The following is a 23,708-nucleotide window of genomic DNA, read 5'->3' on the forward strand; positions in this document are numbered from 1 at the left end:
CTCGACATCCTTTTGACGTGCAATTTTCGTGCTCGATTTTTGGTCCTGCTGAAAATATGGTTTCATAGATTTCGCGCATGCGAAAGCCGTTTCCTCGCGGAAAGGTGCCGGTTCCGGCAGCGTTGTCCGCCCTCCCTTTGGCGATCGCCGCTTTCAACCAGCGGCGACCGAGACCGACGAGCACCGGCACATGGCGCACTGGAACGTGGGAATCGATGTCGGTGGCACCTTCACCGACCTCGTGGCGATCAACGAGCACGGGGAAATCCGCGCCACCAAGACACCATCGACGCCGGACCAGTCCGACGGCGTGATCAATGCGCTCGCCCGTCTCGCCGGCGAGCTCGGCGAGGACCTCTCCGCCTTTCTCGCCGGCCTGCCGATGATCGTGCACGGCACCACGGTCGCGACCAACGCGCTGCTCGAATATGACGGCGCCAGGGTCGGTCTGATCACGACGAAGGGCTTCCGCGACGAGATCGAGTTCCGCCGCTCCTACAAGGAGAGCGTCTTCGACCCGCGGCTGAAGCCGCCGCATCCGATCGTGCCGCGGCGCTCCCGGCTCGGCGTTTCCGAGCGCGTCGATTTCAAGGGCAATGTGCTCACCCCGCTCGACGAGGACGAGGTCCGCGCCGCAGTGGCGGACCTGAAGGCACAGGGCGTCACCTCGGTGGCGATCTGCTACCTGTTCTCCTTCGTCAATCCGGCGCACGAGCGGCGCACGGCGGAGATCGTCCGCGAAATGATGCCGGACGCTTTCCTGTCGCTCTCCTGCGACGTGCTGCCGGAGATCCGCGAGTTCGAGCGCGTCTCGACGACCGTGGTGAACGCCTTCGTCGGCCCGCGCGTGCACGCCTACCTCTCCCATCTCGAAAGCCGGCTGCGCGAAAAGGGCTTCGGCGGCGAGCTCTTCATCATCCAGTCGAATGGCGGCGTTCTGTCCGCCGACGAGGCGGGCCGATATGCGGTCAACACCCTCCTCTCCGGGCCGGCGGGCGGCGTCACCGCCGGCTCGTTCCTCGGCACCATGTCGGGCCACGACAATCTCATCACCGTCGACATGGGCGGCACGAGCTACGACATCGCGCTGATCGAGAACCTGCGGCCCGCGGTGACGACCGAGAGCTGGATCGGGCGCTACCGGATCGCGCTGCCGATGCTCGACATCCACACGATCGGCGCCGGCGGCGGCTCGATCGCGTGGGTCGATTCGGGCGGCGCGCTGCAGGTCGGCCCGGCGAGTGCCGGCTCCTATCCCGGCCCGGCCTGCTATGGCCGCGGCGGCACCCGCCCGACCGTGACCGACGCCAATGTCGTGCTCGGCCTTCTCAACCCGGACTTCTTCCTCGGCGGCGAGATGGTGCTCGACAAGGCGAAGGCCGTGGAGGCGATCCGCCGCGAGGTCGCCGAGCCGCTCGGTCTCGGCGTCGTCGAGGCGGCGAGCGCGATCATCGACCTCGTCAACAACAACATGGCGAACGCCACCCGTCTGGTGACGACCAAGCGCGGCCACGATCCGGCCGCCTTCGCGCTCGTCGCGGCGGGCGGTGCCGGCGGCATCCATGCCGGCAAGCAGGCCGAGGAACTCGGCATCCGCACCGTCATCGTGCCGGCGCTCGCGCCGGTCTTCTGCGCGCTCGGCGACAATGTCGCCGATCTCAAGATCTCGGAATCGCGCACCAGCATCGCCCGGCTCGACCAGCTCGACTTCGAGGCCTTCAACGAGGTGTTCCAGGAGATGGAGGCGCGGGCGCGCAAGCGCCTCTCCGAACAGTCGATCGTCAAGAGCTTCGAAACCCGCCGCAGCCTCGACATGCACTATGTCGGCGAGGTGCACGAGGTGACGGTGCCGATCCGCTCGCGCACCCGCCGCATCACCAAGCTCAATCTCGACGCCACCCTCAACGACTTCCACGTCCTGCACGAACGGCTCTTCGCCCATAAGGACGTCAAGCAGCCGGTCGAGGTGCTGACGCTGCGGCTCGACCTGATCGGCATTCGCGAGCGGCCGCGCATGAATGCGGCGGAGTTCGGCGAGGAGGACGCCGCCCCCGCCCTGAAGGGCCACCGCCCGGTGCATTTCGCCGTCGAGCCGACCATCGTCCCGGTCTATGACGGCGGCCGGCTGAAGCCCGGCAATTTCATCCTCGGACCGGCGATCATCGAGCAGTGGGGCACGACGATCGCCGTCTATCCCGGCCATGAATGCCTGATCGACGCCTATGGCAATGTCATCGTCGAGATCGGCCAGGGCGGAGCCGCCGGATGATCGTCCGCTCCCAGATCGTCTACAGCCGCCTCTGCGCGATCGTCCGCGAGCTCGCCGAGACGGTCGGCCGGACCGCCCGCTCGCGCGGCCTGACCGAGGGGCGCCGCTACGCCGCCGCCGTGCTGACCGGTGCGCCGCAGCTCGCCGCGCAGGTCCAGTTCGGCCCGGAACACGCCTATCTCGTGCGCGACAGCGCCGCCACCGTGCTCGACCGCTTCGCCTTCAATCTCTTCGACGGCGACGTGGTGATCGTCGGCGATCCCTATTCCGGCGGCTCGACGCCGCAGATGCTGACCGTCGTGGCGCCGCTCTTCTTCGAGGGCGAGCTCGTCCTCTTCCCCGCGGTGCGGGCGCAGATGGCCGACCTCGCCGGCGAATTCCCGGGCGACCTCCATCCCTTCGCCGCCGAGACCTGGCAGGACGCGGTCCGCTTCACCCCGCTCAAGATCTACCGGCACGGCGTGCTGCAGCGCGACGCGCTGCGCTTCGTGCTGCGCAACAGCCGTGCCGAGAAGATCGTCGCCGCCGATCTCGAGGCGATCGTCGCCGCGCTCCGGGCGAGCTGCGCCGCGCTCGTCCGGCTGATGACCGAGCACGGCCGTGCCGATGTCGAGACGGCGGTCGCTTCCGCCATCGCACACAGCCGCCGGGTCGCCGCCGCCGACCTCGAAGCGCGCTTCGGCGGCCGGGACGAGACGGCCGAGGCCACCATTCCCGGCGCTGGCGGCGCCGTGCCGCTCAAGGTCCGCGTCGCGGTCGGGCCGGACGGGCTGACGCTCGATCTCGCCGGCACGGGGTCCGACCCTTCAGGCCCGTTCAACATGACGCCCGGCCAGGTGAAGGGCTATGGGCTCGTCGCCGCGCTCGCCGAGCGGCTCGACGAGATCGCCTTCAACGACGGCCTGCTGCAGCTCGTCACCGCGACGGCGCCGAAGGGTTCGATCGCCGATCCGGTTCTCCCCGCCGCGACCGGCCTGTCGGACGCGCTCACCGGCCACCGCCTCGCCGCGCTCGTGCGCCGCGCGCTCGGTCTCGCCGAGCGGCTCGACGGTCCCGCGCCGGCGATCGTCGCCTTCCGGCCGATCGGCGCGGAGGAGAACCCGCCGGTCGCCCTCGATCTCGCCTTCCCGCTCGCCGCGCAGGGCTGGGGTCCGCCGGTTCTGGCCGGCCGCCGCACCATGCCGTCGGCCGAGGAGATGGAGGCGCGCGAACGGCTCGTCGTGCTCGGCCGCGAGTTCGACGAGACGGGAGCGGTCCGCGCCGCCGTCCGCAACGACCGCATGCCGCTCGAGGCGAACTTCTTCCTGCCGCAGGCGGCTGACGGCGCGACGGCCGGCAGCTTCACCCTGACCGCCGAGGGCGCCACCCGCCCGCTCGAGAGCGCCACCATCGTGCCGATCGCCGAGGGCGGTCTCGTCGAGATCACCTACCCCGCTTATGGAACCCGTGCCGATGGATAAGCGCAGCGTCGTCCTCTCGCAGGTGATCGGCGGATCGCTCAACACCATCGCCGACGAGATGAGCGCCACCGTCACCCGCACCGCCCGTTCGCCGGTGTTCAACGAGGCGCACGATTTCACCACCGCCATCTTCGAGATGAACGGGCTCAAATCCCGCCTCGTCGCGCAGTCGCCCGGCTGCACACTGCATCTCTATGCCGTCGCGATGGCGGTCGACCGGGCGATCGACGCCTTCAAGCACGATCTGCAGCCCGGCGACGTCCTGCTCGCCAGCGATCCCTACAATGGCGGCACCCACATCCCCGATCTCGTCGTGGTGACGCCGGTCTTCCGCGACCGCAAGCCCGTGCTCTTCCCGGCCGTGCGCGCCCATATGGGCGATGTCGGCGGACCGGTCGCCGGCGGCTACAATCCGCATGCCCGCGACGTCTGGCAGGACGGGCTCGTCATGCCGCCGGTCAAGATCGTCGAGCGCGGCGAGCGGCGCACCGAGATGCTCGATCTCCTCGTCGCCAACAACCGCATCGCCCACTGGATCGAGGGCGATCTCGCCTCGATGATCGGCGCCTGCGAGATGGCCGGCCGACGGATCGAGGCGCTGCTCGACCGCTACGGCCTCGACACGGTGCGCGACGCGATCCAGGCGAATGTCGACTATTCCGAGCGGCGTGTCCGGGCGGAGATCGCCTCCTGGCCGGACGGCGAATATGTCGGCGAGACCTTCGTCGACCACGACTATCAGGGCCAGCGGGACGTCCGCGTCGTCTGCAAGGCGACGGTGAAGGGTTCCGACCTCACCCTCGACTTCACCGGCAGCGACCCGCAGACCAAGGGCTTCATCAACAGCCCGATCGCCAACACGCTCTCCTTCATCTTCATCGCGCTGACGACCTGCTGCGACGAGGACATCCCGATCAATGAAGGCTGCATGGCCCCGGTCACCTGCATCATCCCGGAAGGGACGGTGATCAATCCGACCCGCCCCGCGCCGGTCGGCACCTGCACCTGTTCGGCCGGCGCCGAGGTGACCGAGGCGGTGCTCCTCGCGCTCGGCCGCTGCGCGCCGGAGCGGGTCGGCGTCAACGCCCACAAGATGCCGCTCGCCTTCTCCTATGGCAGCTATGACGACGGCCGGATGTGGGTGTTCCTGAATTTCATCGGGTTCACCGGCGGCGCCGGCGCCGCCTATGAGACAGACGGCTGGGGCCTCTATCCGCCGCTGATGACGGGCGTCATCCTGCCCTCGATCGAGATGACGGAGATCCAGTATCCGTCCCGCGTGCTGAAGCACGAGTACGTCGCCGACATGACCGGTGCCGGCCGCTGGCGCGGCGCGCCCGGGCTCGAGACGGTGACGCAGCATCTCGTGCCGAGCCTCAGCAGCGTCATGATGGAGGGCGTCCGTCATACCGCGAAGGGCTTCGCGGGCGGCGAGCACGGCGCCCCGAACCGCGTCTTCCTGGTCGAGAGTGCGGCCGCCGACGCGATCGACGTGCCGGAATACGCCTTCATGCACGCTTTGCCGCCCGGCGGCATGCTGCGCACCGTCCGCGGCGGCGGTGGCGGCTGGGGTCCGGCGATCGAGCGTGATCCCGACGCCGTCCGCGAGGACGTGCTCGACGGCTATGTGACGCGCGACGGCGCCCTCGCCGATTACGGTGTGGTGCTCGACGCCGCGCTCGAGCTCGATCGTGCCGCCACCGAACGCGAGCGCGCCCGCCGGGTCGCCGCCTGATGGCCCGCAGCGTCCGTCTCGCCTTCGACATCGGCGGCACCTTCACCGATATCGTGCTCGATCTCGACGGGCGCATGGTCTCGACGAAGGTGCTGACGACGCCCGACGCCCCGGAACGCGGCGCGCTGGAGGGCATCGCCGCGGTGCTCGCCGAAGCGGGCGTCACCCCGCCCGAACTCACGCTCCTCGTCCACGGCACGACGCTCGCGACCAATGCGATCATCGAGCGAAAGGGCGCAAAGACGGCGCTCGTCACCACCGCCGGTTTCCGCGACAGCCTCGAAATGGCCTATGAGAACCGTTTCGAGCAATACGACATGTATATCGAGAAGCCCGCGCCGCTCGTGCCGCGCCGGCTGCGCTTCACCGTGCAGGAGCGGCTGAACGCGCGGGGGCAACCCCTCGTCCCGCTCGACGAGGCGGCCGTCGCCGCGCTCGCCGCGCCGCTGCGGGAGGCCGGTATCGAGGCGGTGGCGGTCGGCTTCCTGCATTCCTATGCGAATGACGCACACGAGCGCCGCGCCGCCGCCCTGCTCGCCGAGGCGCTGCCGGGCGTGCGGATCACCCTCTCCTCCGAAGTCTGCCCGGAGATCCGGGAATACGAGCGGCTGTCGACCGCGGTCGCCAATGCCTATGTCCAGCCGCTGATGGCCTCCTATCTCGTCGCGCTCGAGCGCGCGCTCGGGGCGTTCGGCGTCGCCTGCCCGATGTTCCTGATGACCTCGGGCGGCGGCCTCACCACCTTCGAGACCGCGGCCCGCTTTCCGATCCGCCTCGTCGAGAGCGGCCCGGCCGGCGGCGCGATCCTCGCCGCCTCGCTCGCCGGGGAACTCGGGCTCGGGCGCATCCTCTCCTTCGACATGGGCGGGACCACCGCCAAGATCTGCCTGATCGACGAGGCGGCGCCGCAGAAATCGCGCTTCTTCGAGGTCGACCGGCGTTATCGCTTCGTCAAGGGCAGCGGCCTGCCCGTCCGTATCCCGGTCATCGAGATGGTCGAGATCGGCGCCGGCGGCGGCTCGATCGCGGCGGTCGACGCGACCCGGCGGATCGTGGTCGGCCCGGACAGCGCCGGCGCGGCGCCGGGCCCCGCCTGTTACGGCCGCGGCGGTACCGAGCCGACCGTGACCGATGCCGATGTCGTGCTCGGCCGCATCGCCGCCGACGGCTTCGCCGGCGGCCGCCTGACGCTCGACGCCACCGCGGCCGCAGCAGCGATCGGGCGGTCGGTCGGCACGCCGCTCGGCCTCGACGTGGCGACCGCCGCCTATGGCGTCGCCGAGATCGTCGAGGAGAACATGGCGAGCGCGGCGCGCGTCCATGCGGTCGAACGCGGCAAGAGCCTCGAGGGCCGGGTGATGATCGCCTTCGGCGGCGCCGCGCCGCTCCACGCCGCCCGCGTCGCGGAAAAGCTCGGCATCGACACCGTCCTCGTCCCGGCCTCCGCGGGCGTCGGCTCGGCGGTCGGGTTCCTGCGCGCCCCGATCGCCTTCGAGGGTGTCCGCTCGCTCTACCTCCGCCTCTCCGCCTTCGACGCCGGCGCCGTCAACGCCGCGGTCGAGGCGCTCGTCGCGGAGGCGACCGCCGAGGTCCGCCGCGGCGCGCCGGATGCCCCGCTCATCGCGACGCTCACCGCCGACATGCGCTATCGCGGCCAGGGCCACGAGGTCGTCGTGCCGCTGCCGCTCGAGCCGTTCGAGCCGGGTCACGCGCCGACGCTGCGCGCCGCCTTCGAGGCCCGTTATGCCGCGCTCTACGGCCGGACGATCCCCGGGCTCGATATCGAGGTGCTGACCTGGACCGTCTCGGTCTCGACACCCGTGGTGCCGGTCGTGCCCGCAACCGAGGCCGGCCCGGCGATCGACGCGCGCTCCGTCGGCACCCGCCCGATCCATGACCCGGCGACGGAGCGGTTCGTCGGCGTCCCGCTCTACGATCGCGCCGCGCTCGCACCGGGCGCGCGGGTGACCGGCCCCTCGGTGATCGCCGAGGCGCAGACCACCACCATCGTGACGCGCGGCTTCGATGCGGCCGTCGACAGGGCGGGCCATCTGCGGCTGACCCGAAAGGAACGCTGATGCGCGGCCTCTCCGAGATCCAGCGGCAGATCCTGTGGAGCCGGCTGATCGCCGTCGTCGAGGAACAGGCGCAGGCGCTCGTGCGCACCGCCTTCAGCACCTCCACCCGCGAAGCCGGCGATCTGTCCGCCGGCGTGTTCGACGAGAACGGCCTGATGATCGCGCAGGCGGTGACCGGCACACCCGGCCACGTCAACTCGATGGCCCGCTCGGTCGGCCACTTCCTCGCCCGCTTCCCCGCCGCGACGATGCGCGACGGCGACGTCTTCGTCACCAACGACCCCTGGCTCGGCACCGGCCATCTCAACGACATCGTCGTCGTCACGCCGGTGTTCCGGAACGGCGCGCCGGTCGCCTTCTTCGCCGCGACGGTGCACGTCGTCGACATCGGTGGCCGCGGCACGCCGATCGAGAGCCGACAGGTGTTCGAGGAAGGGCTGCTCGTCCCGATCTCCCGCCTTGTCGATGCCGGCGCGATCGTCGAGCCGCTGCTCGAACTGATCGCTGCCAATGTGCGCGACCCGGTGGCGCTCCGCGGCGACCTCTATTCGCTGATCGCCGGCAATGAGACGGGCGGCCGCCAGCTCCTGCGGCTGATGGACGAATACGGCCTCGACACGCTCGCCGAGGTCGCGGCCTTCATCTTCGAGCGCAGCCGCGCGGCGAGCATCGCCGCGATCCGCGCGCTCCCGGCCGGGCGCTGGACGCACGACGTCACCGCCGACGGCGTCGACCAGCCGATCCGCCTCGTCGCCACGCTGTCGATCGGCGAAGACGGCATCGACATCGATTTCGCCGGCACCGACGGTCCCTCGCCCTACGCGATCAATGTCCCCTTCTGCTACACCGAGGCCTATGCCTCCTTCGGCGCGAAATGCGTCGTCGCGCCCGCCGTGCCGAACAACGCCGCCTCGCTCGCCACGATCCGGGTGAGCGCGCCCGTCGGCTCGATCCTCAACGTCGCGCGCCCCGCCCCGGTCGTCTCGCGGCACATTCTCGGCCAGCTCCTGCCCGATCTCGTGATCGGGTGCCTGGCGCAGGTGCCGGGGCTCGACCTGCCGGCCGAAAGCGCGGCGCCGCTCTGGCCCGTCGTCCTCACCGGCGGACCCGGCCGCGTCGAGGCGCCGGCCGCGACGCTCGCCGACGCCACCCCCTTCGTCGTCGCGAGCTTCCATTCCGGCGGCACCGGCGCGCGCCCCCGCGCCGACGGTCTCTCGGCGACCGCCTTCCCGAGCGGGGTGCGCAATGTGCCGGTCGAGGTGACGGAGGCCGTCAGCCCGGTGGTCTTCTGGCGCAAGGAATACATCACCGACAGCGGCGGCCCGGGCGCGCAGCGCGGCGGGCTCGGCCAGGTGCTCGAGATCGCCTCGAGCGAAGCAAAGCCCTTCGCGATCAATGCGTCCTTCGACCGCACCGCCCATCCCCCGCGCGGCCGCGCCGGCGGCGGCCCGGGCGGCGCCGGCAGACTGGTGCTCGACGACGGCACGCCGCTGACCGGCAAGGGCCATCAGGCCATCCCGGCCGGCCGCCGCCTGCTCCTCGAAATGCCGGGCGGCGGCGGCCACGGCGACCCGCGGCGCCGCGACCGGTCGCGCATCGCGGAGGACCTCGCCGACGGGCTCGTGTCAGCGGAAGCCGCGAAGACCGTCTACGGCTTCGAGGGCGAATGAGCCCGGCGGCTGACACGGCGCGTCCGGAGCGCCGCGCCGCCGCCGCGGTGCGGGCAGCGACGCGTCTTGGACGATGCGGGCAGCGGCGATCGGCTTGAGCGCGCCGGGCGTTTCGGCGATGAACGGGGCTTCGAGGCTGGCGAAGGATGGCGGTCATGGCTATCGGAACGATCAAGCTGCGTCCGACCGGCGCCACGGCGACGCTCGGACGCACCGGCCATCCCGAGGTGGTCTCCGTCACCGGCGGCGCGCTGACGGTCGTCACGCGCCCGGCCGAGCCCGGCTTCAACCCGCTCGATCTCCTCTATGCCTCGGTCTCGGCCTGTCTCGTTCTGAGCGCCCGCATCGCGGCGAGCGAGCTCGGCCTCCTCGACCGCTTCGAGAGCGCCCGTGCGGAGGTGACCGGCCGGAAGGCGGCGGACGATCCCGCCCGGATCGAGCGGTTCGACATCCTCCTGACGGTCGAGGGCGCTCTCGACGCCGCCGAGCGGGCCGCACTGATCGAGCGCGCCGAGCGCATCTGCACGGTGAGCAACACGCTCAAGGCGGCGCCGGCCTTCGTCGTCAACGGCTGAGGCCGGGCCGCGCCACCGCGATCGCCGCGAGCATCAGCCCGCTCGCGACGAGGAAGGTCAGCCGCATCCCCGCGCCGATCGCCGCGGCCCCGGCGCGGCCGAAATCCTCCGTCCCGACGCCGAAGGCGAAGACGGCCCCCATCGCGGACGCGCCGGCGATCAGGCCGAGATTGCGCGCGAGGCCGAGCAGGCCGGACAGCGTGCCGCGCGTCTCCGGTCGCCCGGCGGCGAGCGTCGCGGTGGTGTTGCCGGCCTGGAAGAGCTGATAGCCGGGGGTGAGCACGAGGAGCGCCAGGCCGTAGCCCGTCACGCCGATGCGGGGCGGCAGGACGGCGAGGAGCGCCGCCCCGGCGGCGAGGAGCACGAGCCCGAGCGCGACGACCCGCCCGCTGCCCCAGCGATCGACCAGCCGGCCGGACGGTACGCCGCTGACGATCGACAGCGTCGGCCCGATCGCCATCACCAGCCCGACCCGCGCCGGGTCGAGACCGAGACCGAGCGCGAGATAGAACGGCCCGACGACCAGCGTCGCCATCATCACGGCGGCGACCAGCGCGTTGGCGATGAGGTTGCGCCAGAGGCCCGGTGCCGATGGCCACCGGCGGCCGGCGCGGGCGGTGCGCCGCGCCCCTGCGGCCGGCAGGCCGAGCGCCGCGAGCCCCAGCGCGAGGACGGCGAGCGGCACCTGCAGCCAGAATACGCCACGCCATCCGGTGATCGGGATCAGGACACCGCCGAGCGAGGGGCCGAGCGCGGTGCCGAGCGCCGAGACGGTGCCGGCCAGGCCCATCGCCCGCCCGACACGGTCCTCCGGCGCGGTCTCGCGCATCAGCGCCGTGGCGAGCGTCGTCATGAAGGCCGCGCCGACGCCCTGCAGCACCCGGGCGGCGACGAGCAGAGGAAGCGCGGGGGCGAGCGCGCAGAGAAGCGACCCCGCCGCGAAAAGGCCGAGCCCGGCGATCAGCGCCGGCTTCAGCCCGTAGCGGTCGCCGATCCGTCCCGCGACGAGCACGGCAGCCGTCATCGCCGCGAGATAGGCGACCACGACCCCCTGCACCGCGGCGAAGGGGGCCGCGAAGGCCTCGGCGAGAGCCGGCAGCGCGATGTTGGCGATGCTGGTGCCGAGCGCGGCGATGAGCACGGCGAGCGCGAGCGCCGCCGTGCTCATCGCCCTGCCGCCCCTTGCGCCGGCCCCGGCCGGCACGGCGGGCCGGCCCTCCCCGCCCGCAGGCGCCGGATCTCGGCCCCCGCCCTCGCCGCCCGCCGATCGTGTGGCGAGCGAGCCGTGCGAGACCTCTCTTTTCGTCCTGTCCATCGCCTGTCTCCCTTGCTCCGTGAAGGCTCCTGGGGCAGGCTGCCACTTCAAGTCGACTTGAGGTCAAGGATGAAATTGCTCGATATCGGCGAGGTCGCCGCGCAGAGCGGCGTGCGCGCCTCGGCGCTTCGCCATTACGAGGAGGCGGGGCTGATCGCCTCGGTCGCCCGCCACGGCCTGCGCCGGCAGTTCGCGCCGCACGTCCTGCTGCAGCTGAAGCTCATCGCCATGGGGAAGTCGGCCGGCTTCACGCTCGAGGAGATCGCGGCGATGTTCGCGGCGGACGGCACGCCGGTGCTGCCGCGCGACGCGCTGCGCGCGAAGGCCGACGCGATCGACCGCCGCATCCGCGAGCTCACCGCGCTGCGCGACACGCTCCGCCACGTCGCCGACTGTTCGGCCCCCTCGCACATGGAGTGCCCGACCTTCCGCCGCCTCGTCGACCTCGCCGGCAAACGTCCCCGCGTCCGTACCGCCGCGGCCCCGACGCCCCGCCCGCGCCCGACCCGCTGAAGCCCGCCGGCGCGCGGCCGTGATCCCGCGCGAGGCATCGCCGGGCCCCCGGATCCATCGAACAGGGCAACGCACGGAGCGAGCCGGCGGCGGCCGTCCGACTTCGCCCGTCGCCCGCTTTTGCGCTCGTCACGGATGGAGAGGCGAGCGAGACGCCAGCCGGCACGATGATGGAGGCCGGCATGACGGACGGATGGGGCTGCTCGGATGGCGACGGGCTCGGGGGGCGAGAGAACGGGTCGGGAGCGGCCGGAGGGTTCGAGGGCGGAAGCCCCGGGGCAACAACCAGAACACCCGTCACCCGCCCCGTGCCGGGGTCCATAATCGGAACGCGGGGCGAGATATAGACAGACACCCCCGAGGCAGCCCGTTCGGGGCGGGCGCAGTTGACGCCCGGCACTCATCAAGCGGAGCAAGGGAGGACAGCGGGCAGGCTACCGGGCTTCGTGGCTCCCAGCCCTTGCGCAAGTGACGGGGCGGAACGAGCCGGCCGTCGCGCCGACGAGCCGGACATCGGCATGCGGGATTTTTGCCCCGGGGCGTTTTGGTCGCGACGCCCGAGGCGGCACTCACGCATTGCGGATGTCGAATTTCGGTCAGTATGATTCGTCAGAATACCAGTAGCCGCCTACCCCCTTTACGCTGACGAACTCACACTCGAAGTCCAACTCTATCTCACCTCTAATCGATATCCTGATAACCCCACCGTCGTCCGGGACACTACCGAGAAGCGACGATTCCCGAGGATAGGACAGTTTAGCCAGAGACAACGACCTTATTCCCAAGAAAGACATATTGATAGATACCCTATTTATACGGCCCCATTTCTTAGGAATATCTATAGGCAAACGACTAACGTTAAACTTTAAGAATATCTCCGGTCCATGGGGCCTCAAAATTACCTCAGTGATAAAAATCCGATCAAAAGGAAGCTCTTCTCCATAGAGAATCTTTATGAATTCGGCTTCAAGCAATTTCTCCGAAAGTGCCCTGTTTCCTACCACGGATAATGCTCCCTCGGCCTTGTTGACAAAGTTCCTGATCCAGATCCGGATTGCGCCAATCAGGGCGAAGCCAAGATGGCTTTCCGAGGTCTTGTCGTAGCGGGTGGCGACGCGGCGGGCGTTTTTGAGGCGATTGAAGCAACGCTCGATGCGATTGCGCAGAGCGTAGACGAAGCCGTCGACCGGGACTTGCGGGACTTGGACGAGGCGATTGCGCTTCATCGGGATGACCGGCTCGGCGCCTCGCGCTCTGAGGTCCTCGCGGATGGCGTCGCTGTCGTAGCCCTTGTCGGCGATCAGGACCCTCGGGGCCGGGCCACCTTCATCCGTGACCGGCTTGTAGCCCTTGGCGTCGGAGGCCTCGCCGGGGGGCAGGACGAGGGCGACGGGCAGGCCGAAGCCGTTGGCACGGAGGTGGATCTTGGTCGTGAGGCCACCACGAGAACGGCCGATATCGTGGTGCGAAGGGCTTGAAACGAATCCCCTTTTTCGCGCCCGCCGAATGTTGGTGGGCGCGAACGATGGTGCTGTCGATCATCTGGACGCTGTCCTGGCCTTCGCCGCTCTCGTTGAGCGCGTCCAGGATCACATCCCAGACCCCTGCCAGCGTCCAGCGCCCGAACTGGCGGTAGACCCTCGTCCATTTGGGGAAGCCGGCGTCGAGGTCACGCCACAGCGCACCCGTCCGGGCGATCCAGAAGATCGCGTCGAGGATCAGGCGATGATCGCTCGGCGGCCTGCCGCTCCGCGGCCCCACGCGCACCAGAAACGGCGCGAAGAACGCCCACTCCTCATCTGTCATCCGCCCGCGAACCAAAACCGCTCTCCCGCAAAGAGCAACCTTGAATCAGAGGGGAAGCGATTGGGGAAGCGCCTTTGTCAACACGGCCTGAGCGCAAATCCGGCTTCTGGAGAGCCCCGATCCGTCGGGAGGGGCAGTACCGTCAAGGAGACGGTCCTGCGCCGCAAGGTTGCCGAAGTGTGGGCGCTCGACATGGAGCGCCGCATCGATCGCCAAGAGCCCGCCGTCACGCGCAGGTCGCGCGACGCGAAACGGATCGACATTCCGATCCGAGAACTCTTCGTCTCACGACCCGAGCGAGCCGTCCTCATGACGATCCCGAAAGTACTTCTCGACATAGGCGTGCATGTCTTTCTTGTCGCTGCCCCAGACCCAAGTCCCTTCCGATGACAGGGTGATGTCCCGCTCCGGATCGAAATCATAGCCGACAAAGCCACGATGTCTCGTGTTGTAACCTCTGTCTTTCCGTTCTCCGTGCCAGTAATGGTAAACTGTATTATCTATGAATCCGATCTTCATCGCGATATCCTGATGGATGGGCTGCGCCCACCGCATATAATGATCCATACGAAGCGGACTGAGGCGCGAGATGTTCTTGGAGTCTTCGAAGTCTCCTGACGCAGCGCTGGAGAACGCGCGATCTCCGCCGCCCAGAACCAGAGCGTCGTAGAAGCCGTGCTTCGCGAGAAGGTCGCGCGGGGCGGCCCAGGCGAACCCGGGTGTCCCGAGCCGGACGTTGGGGCCGCGGTCCGTGTTCCGGGGCGAGCCGAGCGACATCCAGGCAGCAAAGCCGAGCCCTGTCGGCGAGAGATCCGGGCTTTCGTGTGTTTCTCCGGGTTTCAGATCCACCAGATGCTCGAACAGCTGGACGACGCGATCGTTTTCGAGCGCCTCCCTTGCACGGACAACCCAGTCCTGCCTCATGAAGACGATATCACAATCGACCCAGGCGACGTGGGTAGCCGACGATGGAAGACTTTCGAGAGCGATATTGAGAAGACGTTCCTTCTGCCAAAGGACAGATCCGCTGCTTCTCCGGACAAGGATATCCGCATCGTCCGCTCCAAGATCGAACGCGCCGTCGAAGCCGAGCTCAACCGCCAAGAGGTTGCAGCCGATGTTGTCCTTGAATCGACGATAATTTTCTCGCCGAGTTCTATAGCGCAGCGGGTTGAAATAGGCCGTGATCGCCCAAAACTCGCCAGGTCCCGCCATTCTCTTCCCAACACTCGCATCGGTAGCCGCCAAGCCGTCGGCCGAGATTTAGGGATCGGGCGCGGAATTGACAGCCGATTTTTGGACCGCCGGCGCCTCCGCGGGGGTCGCCTCGCAGGACGCTCGCCTCACGCGCCCCCGCGGCGGCGGCCGCCCCAGCAGACGGACAGTCTGCTCTCGATTTCGGCCTTTCTTACCGCGTTCATGAACGGACAAGCCTGGATCAGACGGGACAGGTCCACCGGCCGCAGCGGGCAGACGGCGCGCGCGACGAGGTCGGCTCCGGTCACATCCGGCGTGACGATCAGCGGGGCGATCGTGTCATGGCCGACGGACGCGAAGTAATCGCGGAACTTGAAGCCGTCTCCCAATGGACGATCGCTGAACTTCAACCAGGCTGCCGGCACGCCGTAGCTGTGCGCTGCGATAATTCCGTGCAGCGAGCTCGACGCGATCACTCGGCAGGACTTGACGGCGTCGACGACCTCTTCGAGGCCGCCGGTGATGTCGATGATCCGGACGGAGAGTGGCTCCGGAATCGCCGGCAGCGGCTCGATGCCGCGCTCTCGCACATGCTGGATGATACCGAGGTCGAATTTGGTCTCGACCGGTGGATCATAGAAGATTGGATAGAGCAGAGCCGGATCGCCATAGACCTCCGGACACTCGATCCCTTGTGCGAGCAGCCTCGACCGCGTGAGCGGACCGCGCACGGCGCAGATGCGCGGCAGCGGTGGAGCGAGCTGCGCGTCCGAATGGACGAAGCCGGTGCCCCAGACAACGGTGCGCGCGCGTGCCTTCTCGGCGCCGAGTTGGCCGAGGCCGCTGCCGATCACGCTGTAGATCGGCTGCCCGGGATCGGCGGCTTCCCGGGCGTGAACGACCGGACGCTGAGCGAGCTTGCCGACGAGCACCGGGTTGAGCTTGTCGCCCCAATTGTCATGGACGGCGGGGCTGCGGGCCCAGCGAAGGGCGAGCGGCTCCGGGGCGGGGCCGCCGAAACGGCGCGGCGCCAGCCGGGTCCACAGCGGCCGCAAGATACTCGCTCCGGGCTTCTTCGGCGTGGGCACGACATCGTCCGAGCAGGCTGGCCTTACCTCCTCCGCCGAACGCGATCGCATCCGCGCGGCCTTTGCCGCCCAGAAACATCACGGAGCACGAAGAAGCAAGGCCGCCGCCCCACGACGGCGCCTTGCCGCGCCCCCTCCGGCGACCCGCCGGCCAGCGACCATCCCCGGAGCACCGACGCCGTGCAGCCCGCGGCCTCAGAAGCGGAGCGCGCCCTTGGCGAGGCCGGCATGGCTCTCATAGCCGCTGCGGAACTGGCCGACATATTCGGCGCCGAAGAGCAGCCGGCCGGTCTCGAGCGCAAGGGCCGCGCCGACCTCCGCGCCATCCGCCGCGAGGCGGTCGGTGGCGGTCGCAAAGGGCGTGCCGGCGAGCGTGCCGGTGGTGACGACCGGATCGTCGAGATAATCGTGCAGCCAGACGGCGCGGAGCTCCGGTGTCCACCGGCCGAACCCGGTCGCGACCGGCCAGGCGATCGTCGCGCCGAGCGTCGAGGTGAGGTTGTTGACGTCCTGCCCGTCGACCGAGAGGTTCGCGGCGCCCGCACCGGTCTCGCGATAGGGATCGTAGACGTTCCGCTGGAAGGCGATACCGGCGAGCGGCGTGAGAATCGGGCCGCCCGCCGCGAGCGCCAGATCATAGCCGGCCTCGGCACGGGCCGTCGCGCCGACTCCGTCGAAATCCGACCGTGCGACCGCGCCGAGGAAGCCGATCGTCCGGCTCTGCTCGATATGGCCATAGCTGCCGCCCGCCTGCGCGTCGACATGGAAGGCGCCGGCGCGCCAGCTGGCATAGACGAGCGCCTGATAGAGCTGTTGCGTCGCTTCGGCCGCTGCGGCGTCGGTGTCGAGCGACAGCCAGCTTCCCGCCGCGCCGAGGAGGACCGAATCGGAAAGCGCGACATCGGCGCCGAAGGCGAGGCCGCCGCCCTTCATGTCGTAGCCCGGACCGTTCGCGACGCCGCCGAGACCCTGGAGCCAGACCTCGCCGTCGAAGCCCTCGCCCGGCCGACCGGCGGTCTCCGCTCCGGTGAGCGCGCGCCACGCCTCGTTGCCGCGCTGCGGGGCGGCGTCGGCATAGCCCGACACCGGGCTCGCCGCCGGAGCGCCGGCGCCGAAGCCGCCGAACTGCCGCTGGCCGACGGCGTCGCCGAACAGGGTGCCCGCGGTGAAGCCCGCCTGCCAGCCCGGCGTGTCGCCGGAGGGCGCGAGTTCGGCGATCGCCTGCGGCTGGTCGGCCTCGTCGAGCGCCAGAAGGGTGGTGAGCACCGTGCTCTGGAACGCGATCGCCTCGTCGCTCTCCCCGCCGGCGAGCACGTCGAGGGTCGTGCCCATCGCGGCACCGGCCGGGCCGGCCTCCGCGCCGATCTCGGAATAGGCGCTGCTCGGCCCCTGGTCCGGCAGATCGGCGAGGAGCCGGGTGACGCCGTCGACCGTCTCGGTCGAGAAGGTGATCGTCTCCGTGCCGACCTTGACCGTCGTGCCGGTGAGATCGAGCGTGCCGGCGCTGAGAATGGCGGCGATGTCGCCCGAAAAGTGGTAGCCGCCGATCGGCACGATCACGATCGAGCTGCCGGCGAGCCCGGCCGAGCCGGATACGGTCAACTGGCCCATCGCGTTCCGGGTCGCGGCGATGACGAGCCTGGCGGCGGCCGACTGGCTGTAATTGCCGGTGATCGAGACGGCGTCGTCGAGACGAAGCGTGCCGTCATTTGTCACCGTGTTGGTGCCGACGTCGATGTCGCTGTTGAGGCGCGTGTTGCCGGACTGGAAGATGACGCCGGAGTTCTTGCTGTCGATCAGACCGGTGACGAGCGTCGCCGGGTCCGCCGAATAGCCGGTGATCAGGCCGTAATCGTCGCCCGTCGCGCCGATGAAGACGAGATCGTCGGTGGTGCGGTTCTTGATCGTGCCGGCGATGGTGCCGGTGTTGGTGATCGTGCCGAAGGCGGCATCGCCATAGAGGGCGATCGCCTCCGGACCGGTGATCGTGCCGGAATTGTCGAGATCCCCGATCGTCGCGCCGCCATCGACATAGAGCGCCACCGAGCCGCTCTCGATCGTGCCGCTGTTCTCGATCGGACCGACGGTCGCGCCGCCGCCGACATAGAGGCCGAGCAGGCCGCCCGAAATGGTGCCGGAATTGTCGAGGCTGTCGATGGTGGTCGGGGTTGCGAGCGCCGTGTCGCCGAGGCCGGAAAGCAAGGCGAGGATCGCATTGTCGCCGAGCGGGCCGGAAAGGCCGGCATCACCGAGATTCTGCGCCATCGCGCCGAGGCCGATCACCGCCATGCCGCCGGAATAGATGCCGCTGCCCTCGATCGTGCCGGAGTTCTCGAAGCTGCCGATATCGGAGGAAGCGACGATCAGGCCGCCGCCGAGCGTCGTTCCCTCGCCCTCGATCGTGCCGGCATTGGTGAAGCTGTCGGCCGAGGCGAGCGCGAACAGGCCGCCGAGCGCGATATCGCCGGTCGCTGTGACGGTGCCGGTGTTGCCGAACGTGCCAATCTCGGTCGCATCGCCCTCGACGCCGAAGGCCGTCGGGCCAGCGGCGAGAATGCCGATCGCCGTGCCGCCGTCGCCCGCCGCGGTGACATCGACCGCACCGTCGTTCTGAAGCGTCCCGGCCGAACCGCCGGCCAAGCCGATGCCGAGGGCGAGGCTGCCGGAAACCGAGATGGTGCCGTCCACCCCATTGGTGACCGAACCGAAAGTCGAGCCGACGCCGAGCAGGCCAGCGGCGAAGCCGTTCGATGTGGAGGAGAGGGTTCCGTTGCTGGTGAACGTTCCGATATTGGAGAGGATCGCGAGGATCGCAGCATTGCCGGTGACGGTCGAAAGCGCGTCCGGAAGTGTGACGCCCGCGCCGCTGGCGATAGTGGAGAAGATGCTGGCGTCGGCCGTTGCCGAGATCGTGCCATCATTGGTCAGCGCGTCGATCGAGGAGAGCGCCACGCCGAGCCCGGCGCCGTCGCCTGTGATCGTCCCGCCGAGCTGATTGTCGAGGATGCCGAGGGTGAGAAGGAAGCCGGCGACGCCGGTGGCGCCCGAGATCGTGCCGGAATTCTCGACCGATCCGGCCTTGTCGGCGAGGGTGCCCAAAGACAACAAGCTCAACCCCGACAAAGTCGCATTGCCCTCGATCGTGCCGGAGTTCGAGATTGTCCCGAACGTGCCGCAGACCTCGGGGAACGACCCGCATACGATCGCGACGCCCCCGAGCGCAACACCCTCGGGGGCGGTGATCGCGCCGGCATTGACGAACGAGTCGACCGACTGACCGTCCTGCATGCTGATGTTTACGCCGGTGATCGTGCCCGTGTCTGTGTTCTCGAACGACGTCACGGCAGAAGACGAGTTAATGCCGAGCGCGCCGGTGATCGTGCCGCTATTCTCGATCGAGCCGATGAGGTCGCCGCCGTTGTTACGAATGCCGTAATCATCGCCGGTAATCGAGCCGCTGTTGACGATCGAGCCGATGGTGCCGTCGTTGGTAATGTCGACTGCGCTCGCGACGTCGCCTGTCTCGCCCCTCTCCGATGAGATTGTGCCGGAATTGTTGAGCGTGCCGATCTGGCCCTGATTTTCGAGGCCCGCGGAATGGAACCCGTTCGCGCCGACCGCCGTGATCGTGCCGTCATTGTCGAGGGTCGTGACGGTGCCGCTGTTCTTCAACGCCACCGAGTTGGCAGACACGCCGCCCGGCGCCGAGATCGTCGCCGTGTTCGAAAGGGTGCCGAGCGTGGCGCTGTTGGAGTAATTCGTGCAATCCGCGCTGATCGTCGCGGCATCGGCGGTGCAGTCCGCGGCGCGGGCGGCGCCCGGCGCGAGGCAGACCGCGAAGGCGGCGAAGGAAACGCCGGACAGCAGACCGCCGAATCCGGCGGAGCGCGGAGTGGTGAAGCGCATCGTCTTTCGCCCCCGAAAGAACCCCTGAAGGGGGCCGCGCGACCTGCGCCGCGCGGCCCGTTTCGGACGGCTCGCGCCGCCCCCTGCCCGATCCCCCCGGCCCCCCGGCCCGTCGGATCGGACCGGCCGCCCCCGCGAAGGGGCGGCCGTTTGCCTCACTCGAGCGTCAGCCGCACGAGCGCGATATTGGAACTGCCGTCCTCGGCGACCGTCGAGCCGGCGAGGACGACCAGACGATCGCCATCGAGCACCAGGCCGTTCGCCTTGTCGTCGCCGTCGCCGAGCGAGATGTTGACGACGCCATCGGCGGTGCCGTCCGCACCGCCATCGGCGCCGAAGGCGGCGTCGAGCGCGCCGTTCGCGTCATAGCGGGCGACCGCCATGCTGAGACTGCCGCCGTCGCGGTGGTAACCCGAGACGAGGATCTTGCCGTCCGGCTGCAGGGCGAGGCCGGTCGCCACATCGTCACCCTCGCCGAGCGAGGTCGCGACGAAGCCGTCCGGCGTGCCGTCGGAGCCGCCATCGGCGCCGAAGGTGGCATCGGCGCTGCCATCGGCGCCAAGCCGGGCGACGACGAAATTCGAGCTGCCGTCCTTCGCGACCGTGGTGCCGGCGACGACGATCTTGCCGTCCGGCTGCAGCGCGACCGCGGTGCCGGTGTCGTCGCCATCGCCGAGCGAGACGCCGACGACGCCGTCCGGCGTGCCATCCGCGGCCGTGCCGAAGCTCGCATCGAGCGCGCCCTTCGCGTCGAGACGGGCGACGACGATGTTGGCGCTGCCGGCCTCCTGATGCGAGCCGACGACGACGATCTTGCCGTCGGCCTGCAGGGCGACGCCATTCGCCCGGTCGTCGCCGGCGCCGAGATCGATGCTCACGAAGCCGTCCGGCGTGCCGTCCGAGCCGCCATCGGCGCCGAAGCCGGTGTCGGGCGTGCCGTCGGCCTTGAAGCGGGCGACGACGATGTTGCTGCTCGTGCCCTTGACGGTATCGCCGACCACGACGATGCCGCCATCGGGCTCGACCGCGACGCCGCGCGCGATATCGTCGCCATCGCCGAGCGAGACGTTGACGACGCCGTCCGGCGTGCCGTCCGAGGCGGTGCCGAAGGTCGGATCGAGCTTGCCGTCCGCCCCGAGGCGGATGACGAAGATGTTCTTGCTGCCGCCTTCGACGTGATAGCCGGCGAGGACGATGTGGCCGTCCGGCTCGGCCGCGAGGGCGGTCGCGACATCGTCGCCGGCGCCGAGCGAGATGTCGACGACGCCGTCCGGCGTGCCGTCGGCGTCGCCATCCGCGCCGAAGGCGGGATCGAGCGTGCCGTCATTCTTGTAGCGAAGGATGACGATGTCCTTCGAGCCGTCGGCGGCGCGGTTGCCGACCACGACGAGCTTGCCGTCCGCGGTGCGGGCGATCGCGGAGGCCTCGTCATTGCCGGCGCCGAGCGAGGTGGAAACGACGCCGTCCGGCGTTCCGTCGTCCGTGCCGACACCGAAGGTCGGGTCGAGCGCGCCCGGCCCCTTCTCGGCCGCGGAGGCGGCGATCACCCCGGCGGCGCCGAGCGCGACAGTGGACACGCCAATAAGAAGAGCGTGCCGCACAACATTACTCAGTCTGCTCTGCTGTTTCATCATCGCCCCCCGGGACGATTCAGTTTGATTATTAAGATGTGCGTCGCCAATTCTCAACTTACGGCAGAGACGCACTTGAAGCGCCGTTGAAATCCGATAGCATGCCTACGTCCGGGCGGCGAAAACTAAATTATACGTTTTTATAAGCAGATGACCGAGATCAGCCTTGCCGAAAAGCTGAAGACTTGGCGCCGCGTCAACGGCATCAAGCAGAATGCGATCGCCACCGCGCTCGGTGTATCGCAAGCGGCCGTCTCCCGCTGGGAAAATGGAGTCGACCTTCCATCGATCGAAATCTTACAGAGACTTACAGATCTCATTGCGCACGGCATTCGCGACGAGCTGGCGATCGATCGCCGCTTCATCGAAAGACTGTCGTCGGTAGAGGCGATCTTCGATTTCGACGGCATCCGCCTTCAGGCCGCGTCGGCCGGGCTGAACCGGCTCTGGCCGGGATTCTCGCGGCTGATCGGCCGATCCTTCGAGCACCGGATGATCGGCGAGAGCCGAGTCGCCATCGACGACGGTGATCTGCGCAAGTCGATCCTGCGCGGCGACGTGGCCATTCTGGTCGGCGTCAGCACGCGCCACACCAATCTCGAACTCGACACGGAGATGCGGCACCGCTGGATCGCCCGCTTCCGCCTCGACGGCCACCGCGTGCTGGCGACCATGGTCTACGAGCCCTGCCCGCCCGACACGCCCTGCGGGATCGAGGACATCATGCGGCTCGACGACATCACGGTGCGCTGAGGCGGCCTCGCGGCCGCCTCACGCCGCGAAGATCGGATCCTTGCGGACGAGATCGGCGCCCTTCTCGGCGATGCAATAGGTCGCCGCGACCGTGTTGCCCGAGACGATCGCCGGCATGATCGACGCGTCGATGACGCGCAGCCCGTCGACGCCGTGCACCCGCAGCGTCTCCGGATCGACCACGGCGTCGGCCGTCCGGCCCATCGCGCAGGTGCCGACCGGATGGAACAGCGTGCCGACCGTGCGGCGGATGAAGGCCTCGAGCGCGCCGTCCGTCTCGGCCTCGGGACCGGGATCGACCTCGCGGTCGAGATGCGGCGCGAAGGGGGCCTGCGCGACGATGTGGCGGGCGATGCGGATGCCTTCGCGCAGCGCGTCCATCGTGCTGTCGCCGCGAAAGAAATTGTAGAGGATCGACGGCTTGTCGGCCGGATCGGCGCTTCGGAGGCGCAGCCGGCCGATGCTGCCGGGGCGAAGCTGGCAGACATGCATCAGGAAGCCGTGGCCGGTGAAGCCGGCGGCGTTCTGCGTGTTGCCGACGCCGGTGCAGAAGAAGAGCTGGATGTCCGGCCGCGCGACGCCCGGCACGGTGGAGAGGAAGGCACCGCCCTCCCCGGTCGTCGAGGCGAACACGCCGCGCTTGCGCAGGAACCAGTCGAAGACGTGCAGCACGTTGCGCGGCAGCGCCTTCCACGAGATGCCATAGGGCGCGGTCGACTTCGCCTTGTATTCGAGCGTGACGTCGAGATGGTCCTGCAGATTGCGGCCGACCCCGGGCAGGTCCTCTCGCACGGGAATGCCGTGCTGGGCGAGCTCGCGCGCATCGCCGATGCCCGACAGCATCAGGAGGTGGGGCGAGACGAAGGAGCCGGCGGAGAGGATCACCTCGCCCGCCTCGATCGTCACCGGGCCGCCGGCGCGGGTGGCCTCGACGCCGACCGCCTTCCGCCCCTCGAAGAGGAGGCGCGTCACGCGCGTGTCGGGGATCAGGGTGAGGTTGGGTCGGCCGCGGATCGGGTCGATATAGGCGCCCTCCGCGGTCAGCCGCTCGCCGCGGCGCTGCGTGAAGGTATAGAGGCCGGCGCCGGCCTGCGACGCGCCGTTGAAATCCGGATTGAGCGGATGGCCGGCGGCGACCGCGGCGTCGAGATAGACGCGCGCCATCGGGTTGACCGAGCGGAGCGGCGCGACGTCGAGCGGGCCGTCCGTGCCGTGATAGGCCGGGTCGATCTGCTCGGCGAGCGGGCGCGCGCCGAAGCCGATGTGGCGGCCGGAGCGGCGGTCGGCGAGGAGTTCGAAGCGCTCGAGCCTGCGGAAATAGGGCAACAGGTCGTCATAGCCCCAGCCGGGATTGCCGAGAGCGCGCCAGTGGTCGAAATCCTCCCGCTGGCCGCGGATGAAGATCTGGCCGTTGACATTGGTACTGCCGCCGGTGCCCTGGCCGCGCGGCAGGGCGATGGTGCGGCCCTGCAGGCCCGGCTCCGGCTCGGTCTCGAACCACGACATGAAGCGCGGGCCGCCGAGAAAGGCGAGCGCCGGCGCCATGAAGGTGACCATGGCGAGCGGCACGCGGACGATCGCCCGGCGCTGGTTGCGGTCCGGCCCCGCCTCGACGAGCGCGACACGGACCTTCGGATTCTCCGACAGGCGGTTCGCCAGCACGCAGCCCGCCGCGCCGCCGCCGACGATCAGATAGTCGAACCGGGCCACGG

15 protein-coding genes and 1 pseudogene are annotated in these 23,708 nt (G+C 69.4%); 8 read left to right on the top strand and 8 right to left on the bottom strand.

What is annotated here, in order from left to right; all coding sequences use genetic code 11:
* Positions 1-190: 190 nt before the first annotated feature.
* From GGQ63_RS03355 to GGQ63_RS03380, 6 genes are all read left to right on the top strand, one after another.
* Positions 191-2,269: a hydantoinase/oxoprolinase family protein gene (locus GGQ63_RS03355; protein WP_183852457.1), complete on the top strand. Its 2,079-nt coding sequence runs from the start codon at positions 191-193 to the stop codon at positions 2,267-2,269.
* Positions 2,266-3,729 (top strand): hydantoinase B/oxoprolinase family protein, encoded by a 1,464-nt coding sequence (locus tag GGQ63_RS03360; protein ID WP_183852459.1) that lies wholly within the window; start codon positions 2,266-2,268, stop codon positions 3,727-3,729. Before GGQ63_RS03355 ends, GGQ63_RS03360 begins: the two co-directional genes overlap by 4 nt.
* Entirely contained in the window at positions 3,722-5,464 is a 1,743-nt protein-coding gene (locus tag GGQ63_RS03365) for a hydantoinase B/oxoprolinase family protein (RefSeq protein ID WP_183852461.1), read from the top strand. Before GGQ63_RS03360 ends, GGQ63_RS03365 begins: the two co-directional genes overlap by 8 nt.
* The gene (locus GGQ63_RS03370; protein WP_183852463.1) at positions 5,464-7,542 is read left to right on the top strand and encodes a hydantoinase/oxoprolinase family protein; all 2,079 of its coding nucleotides are present in this window, start codon (positions 5,464-5,466) and stop codon (positions 7,540-7,542) included. Before GGQ63_RS03365 ends, GGQ63_RS03370 begins: the two co-directional genes overlap by 1 nt.
* Complete coding sequence (locus GGQ63_RS03375) at positions 7,542-9,212, top strand: hydantoinase B/oxoprolinase family protein (protein WP_183852465.1); 1,671 nt, start codon at positions 7,542-7,544, stop codon at positions 9,210-9,212. The genes GGQ63_RS03370 and GGQ63_RS03375 overlap by 1 nt, the downstream gene beginning before the upstream one ends.
* 155 nt (positions 9,213-9,367) lie before the next feature.
* Positions 9,368-9,787: an OsmC family protein gene (locus tag GGQ63_RS03380; RefSeq protein ID WP_183852467.1), complete on the top strand. Its 420-nt coding sequence runs from the start codon at positions 9,368-9,370 to the stop codon at positions 9,785-9,787.
* On the opposite strand, the gene GGQ63_RS03385 is transcribed toward GGQ63_RS03380, so the two are convergent.
* Positions 9,777-10,955 carry an MFS transporter gene (locus GGQ63_RS03385; RefSeq protein WP_183852469.1) on the bottom strand — a complete coding sequence of 393 codons (1,179 nt, stop codon included), beginning with the start codon at positions 10,953-10,955 and terminating at the stop codon, positions 9,777-9,779. The two genes, GGQ63_RS03380 and GGQ63_RS03385, sit on opposite strands and share 11 nt — an antisense overlap.
* 216 nt (positions 10,956-11,171) lie before the next feature.
* On the opposite strand from GGQ63_RS03385, the gene GGQ63_RS03390 reads away from it, so the two are divergent.
* Positions 11,172-11,615 carry a helix-turn-helix domain-containing protein gene (locus GGQ63_RS03390; RefSeq protein WP_183852471.1) on the top strand — a complete coding sequence of 148 codons (444 nt, stop codon included), beginning with the start codon at positions 11,172-11,174 and terminating at the stop codon, positions 11,613-11,615.
* Between the two features lie 596 nt (positions 11,616-12,211).
* Here GGQ63_RS03390 and GGQ63_RS03395 read toward each other — a convergent pair.
* The 6 genes and pseudogenes from GGQ63_RS03395 to GGQ63_RS03420 form a co-directional block, all read right to left on the bottom strand.
* Complete coding sequence (locus GGQ63_RS03395) at positions 12,212-12,619, bottom strand: Imm50 family immunity protein (RefSeq protein WP_183852665.1); 408 nt, start codon at positions 12,617-12,619, stop codon at positions 12,212-12,214.
* A gap of 30 nt (positions 12,620-12,649) precedes the next feature.
* Positions 12,650-13,421, bottom strand: a pseudogene (locus GGQ63_RS03400) (IS5 family transposase); the annotation flags it as partial.
* 285 nt (positions 13,422-13,706) lie between these two features.
* On the bottom strand, positions 13,707-14,636 hold the full coding sequence (locus tag GGQ63_RS03405) for a hypothetical protein (protein ID WP_183852473.1): 930 nt from the start codon (positions 14,634-14,636) through the stop codon (positions 13,707-13,709).
* Between the two features lie 128 nt (positions 14,637-14,764).
* Positions 14,765-15,673 carry a polysaccharide pyruvyl transferase family protein gene (locus GGQ63_RS03410; protein WP_183852474.1) on the bottom strand — a complete coding sequence of 303 codons (909 nt, stop codon included), beginning with the start codon at positions 15,671-15,673 and terminating at the stop codon, positions 14,765-14,767.
* Positions 15,674-15,901: 228 nt separating this feature from the next.
* Positions 15,902-19,612, bottom strand: a complete 3,711-nt coding sequence (locus GGQ63_RS03415; RefSeq protein ID WP_183852477.1) for an autotransporter outer membrane beta-barrel domain-containing protein — start codon at positions 19,610-19,612, stop codon at positions 15,902-15,904.
* Between the two features lie 155 nt (positions 19,613-19,767).
* A complete protein-coding gene (locus GGQ63_RS03420; RefSeq protein WP_343061065.1) occupies positions 19,768-21,189 on the bottom strand; it encodes a hypothetical protein in 1,422 nt (473 codons plus the stop codon).
* Positions 21,190-21,393: 204 nt separating this feature from the next.
* Between GGQ63_RS03420 and GGQ63_RS03425 the strand changes: the two genes are divergently transcribed.
* Complete coding sequence (locus GGQ63_RS03425; protein WP_183852481.1) at positions 21,394-21,996, top strand: helix-turn-helix domain-containing protein; 603 nt, start codon at positions 21,394-21,396, stop codon at positions 21,994-21,996.
* Positions 21,997-22,014: 18 nt separating this feature from the next.
* Here GGQ63_RS03425 and GGQ63_RS03430 read toward each other — a convergent pair whose 3' ends face one another.
* A complete protein-coding gene (locus GGQ63_RS03430; protein WP_183852483.1) occupies positions 22,015-23,706 on the bottom strand; it encodes a GMC family oxidoreductase N-terminal domain-containing protein in 1,692 nt (563 codons plus the stop codon).
* Positions 23,707-23,708: the final 2 nt, after the last annotated feature.

Source organism: Prosthecomicrobium pneumaticum, from assembly GCF_014199915.1.
GTDB classification, from domain to species: Bacteria; Pseudomonadota; Alphaproteobacteria; order Rhizobiales; family Kaistiaceae; genus Prosthecomicrobium; species Prosthecomicrobium pneumaticum.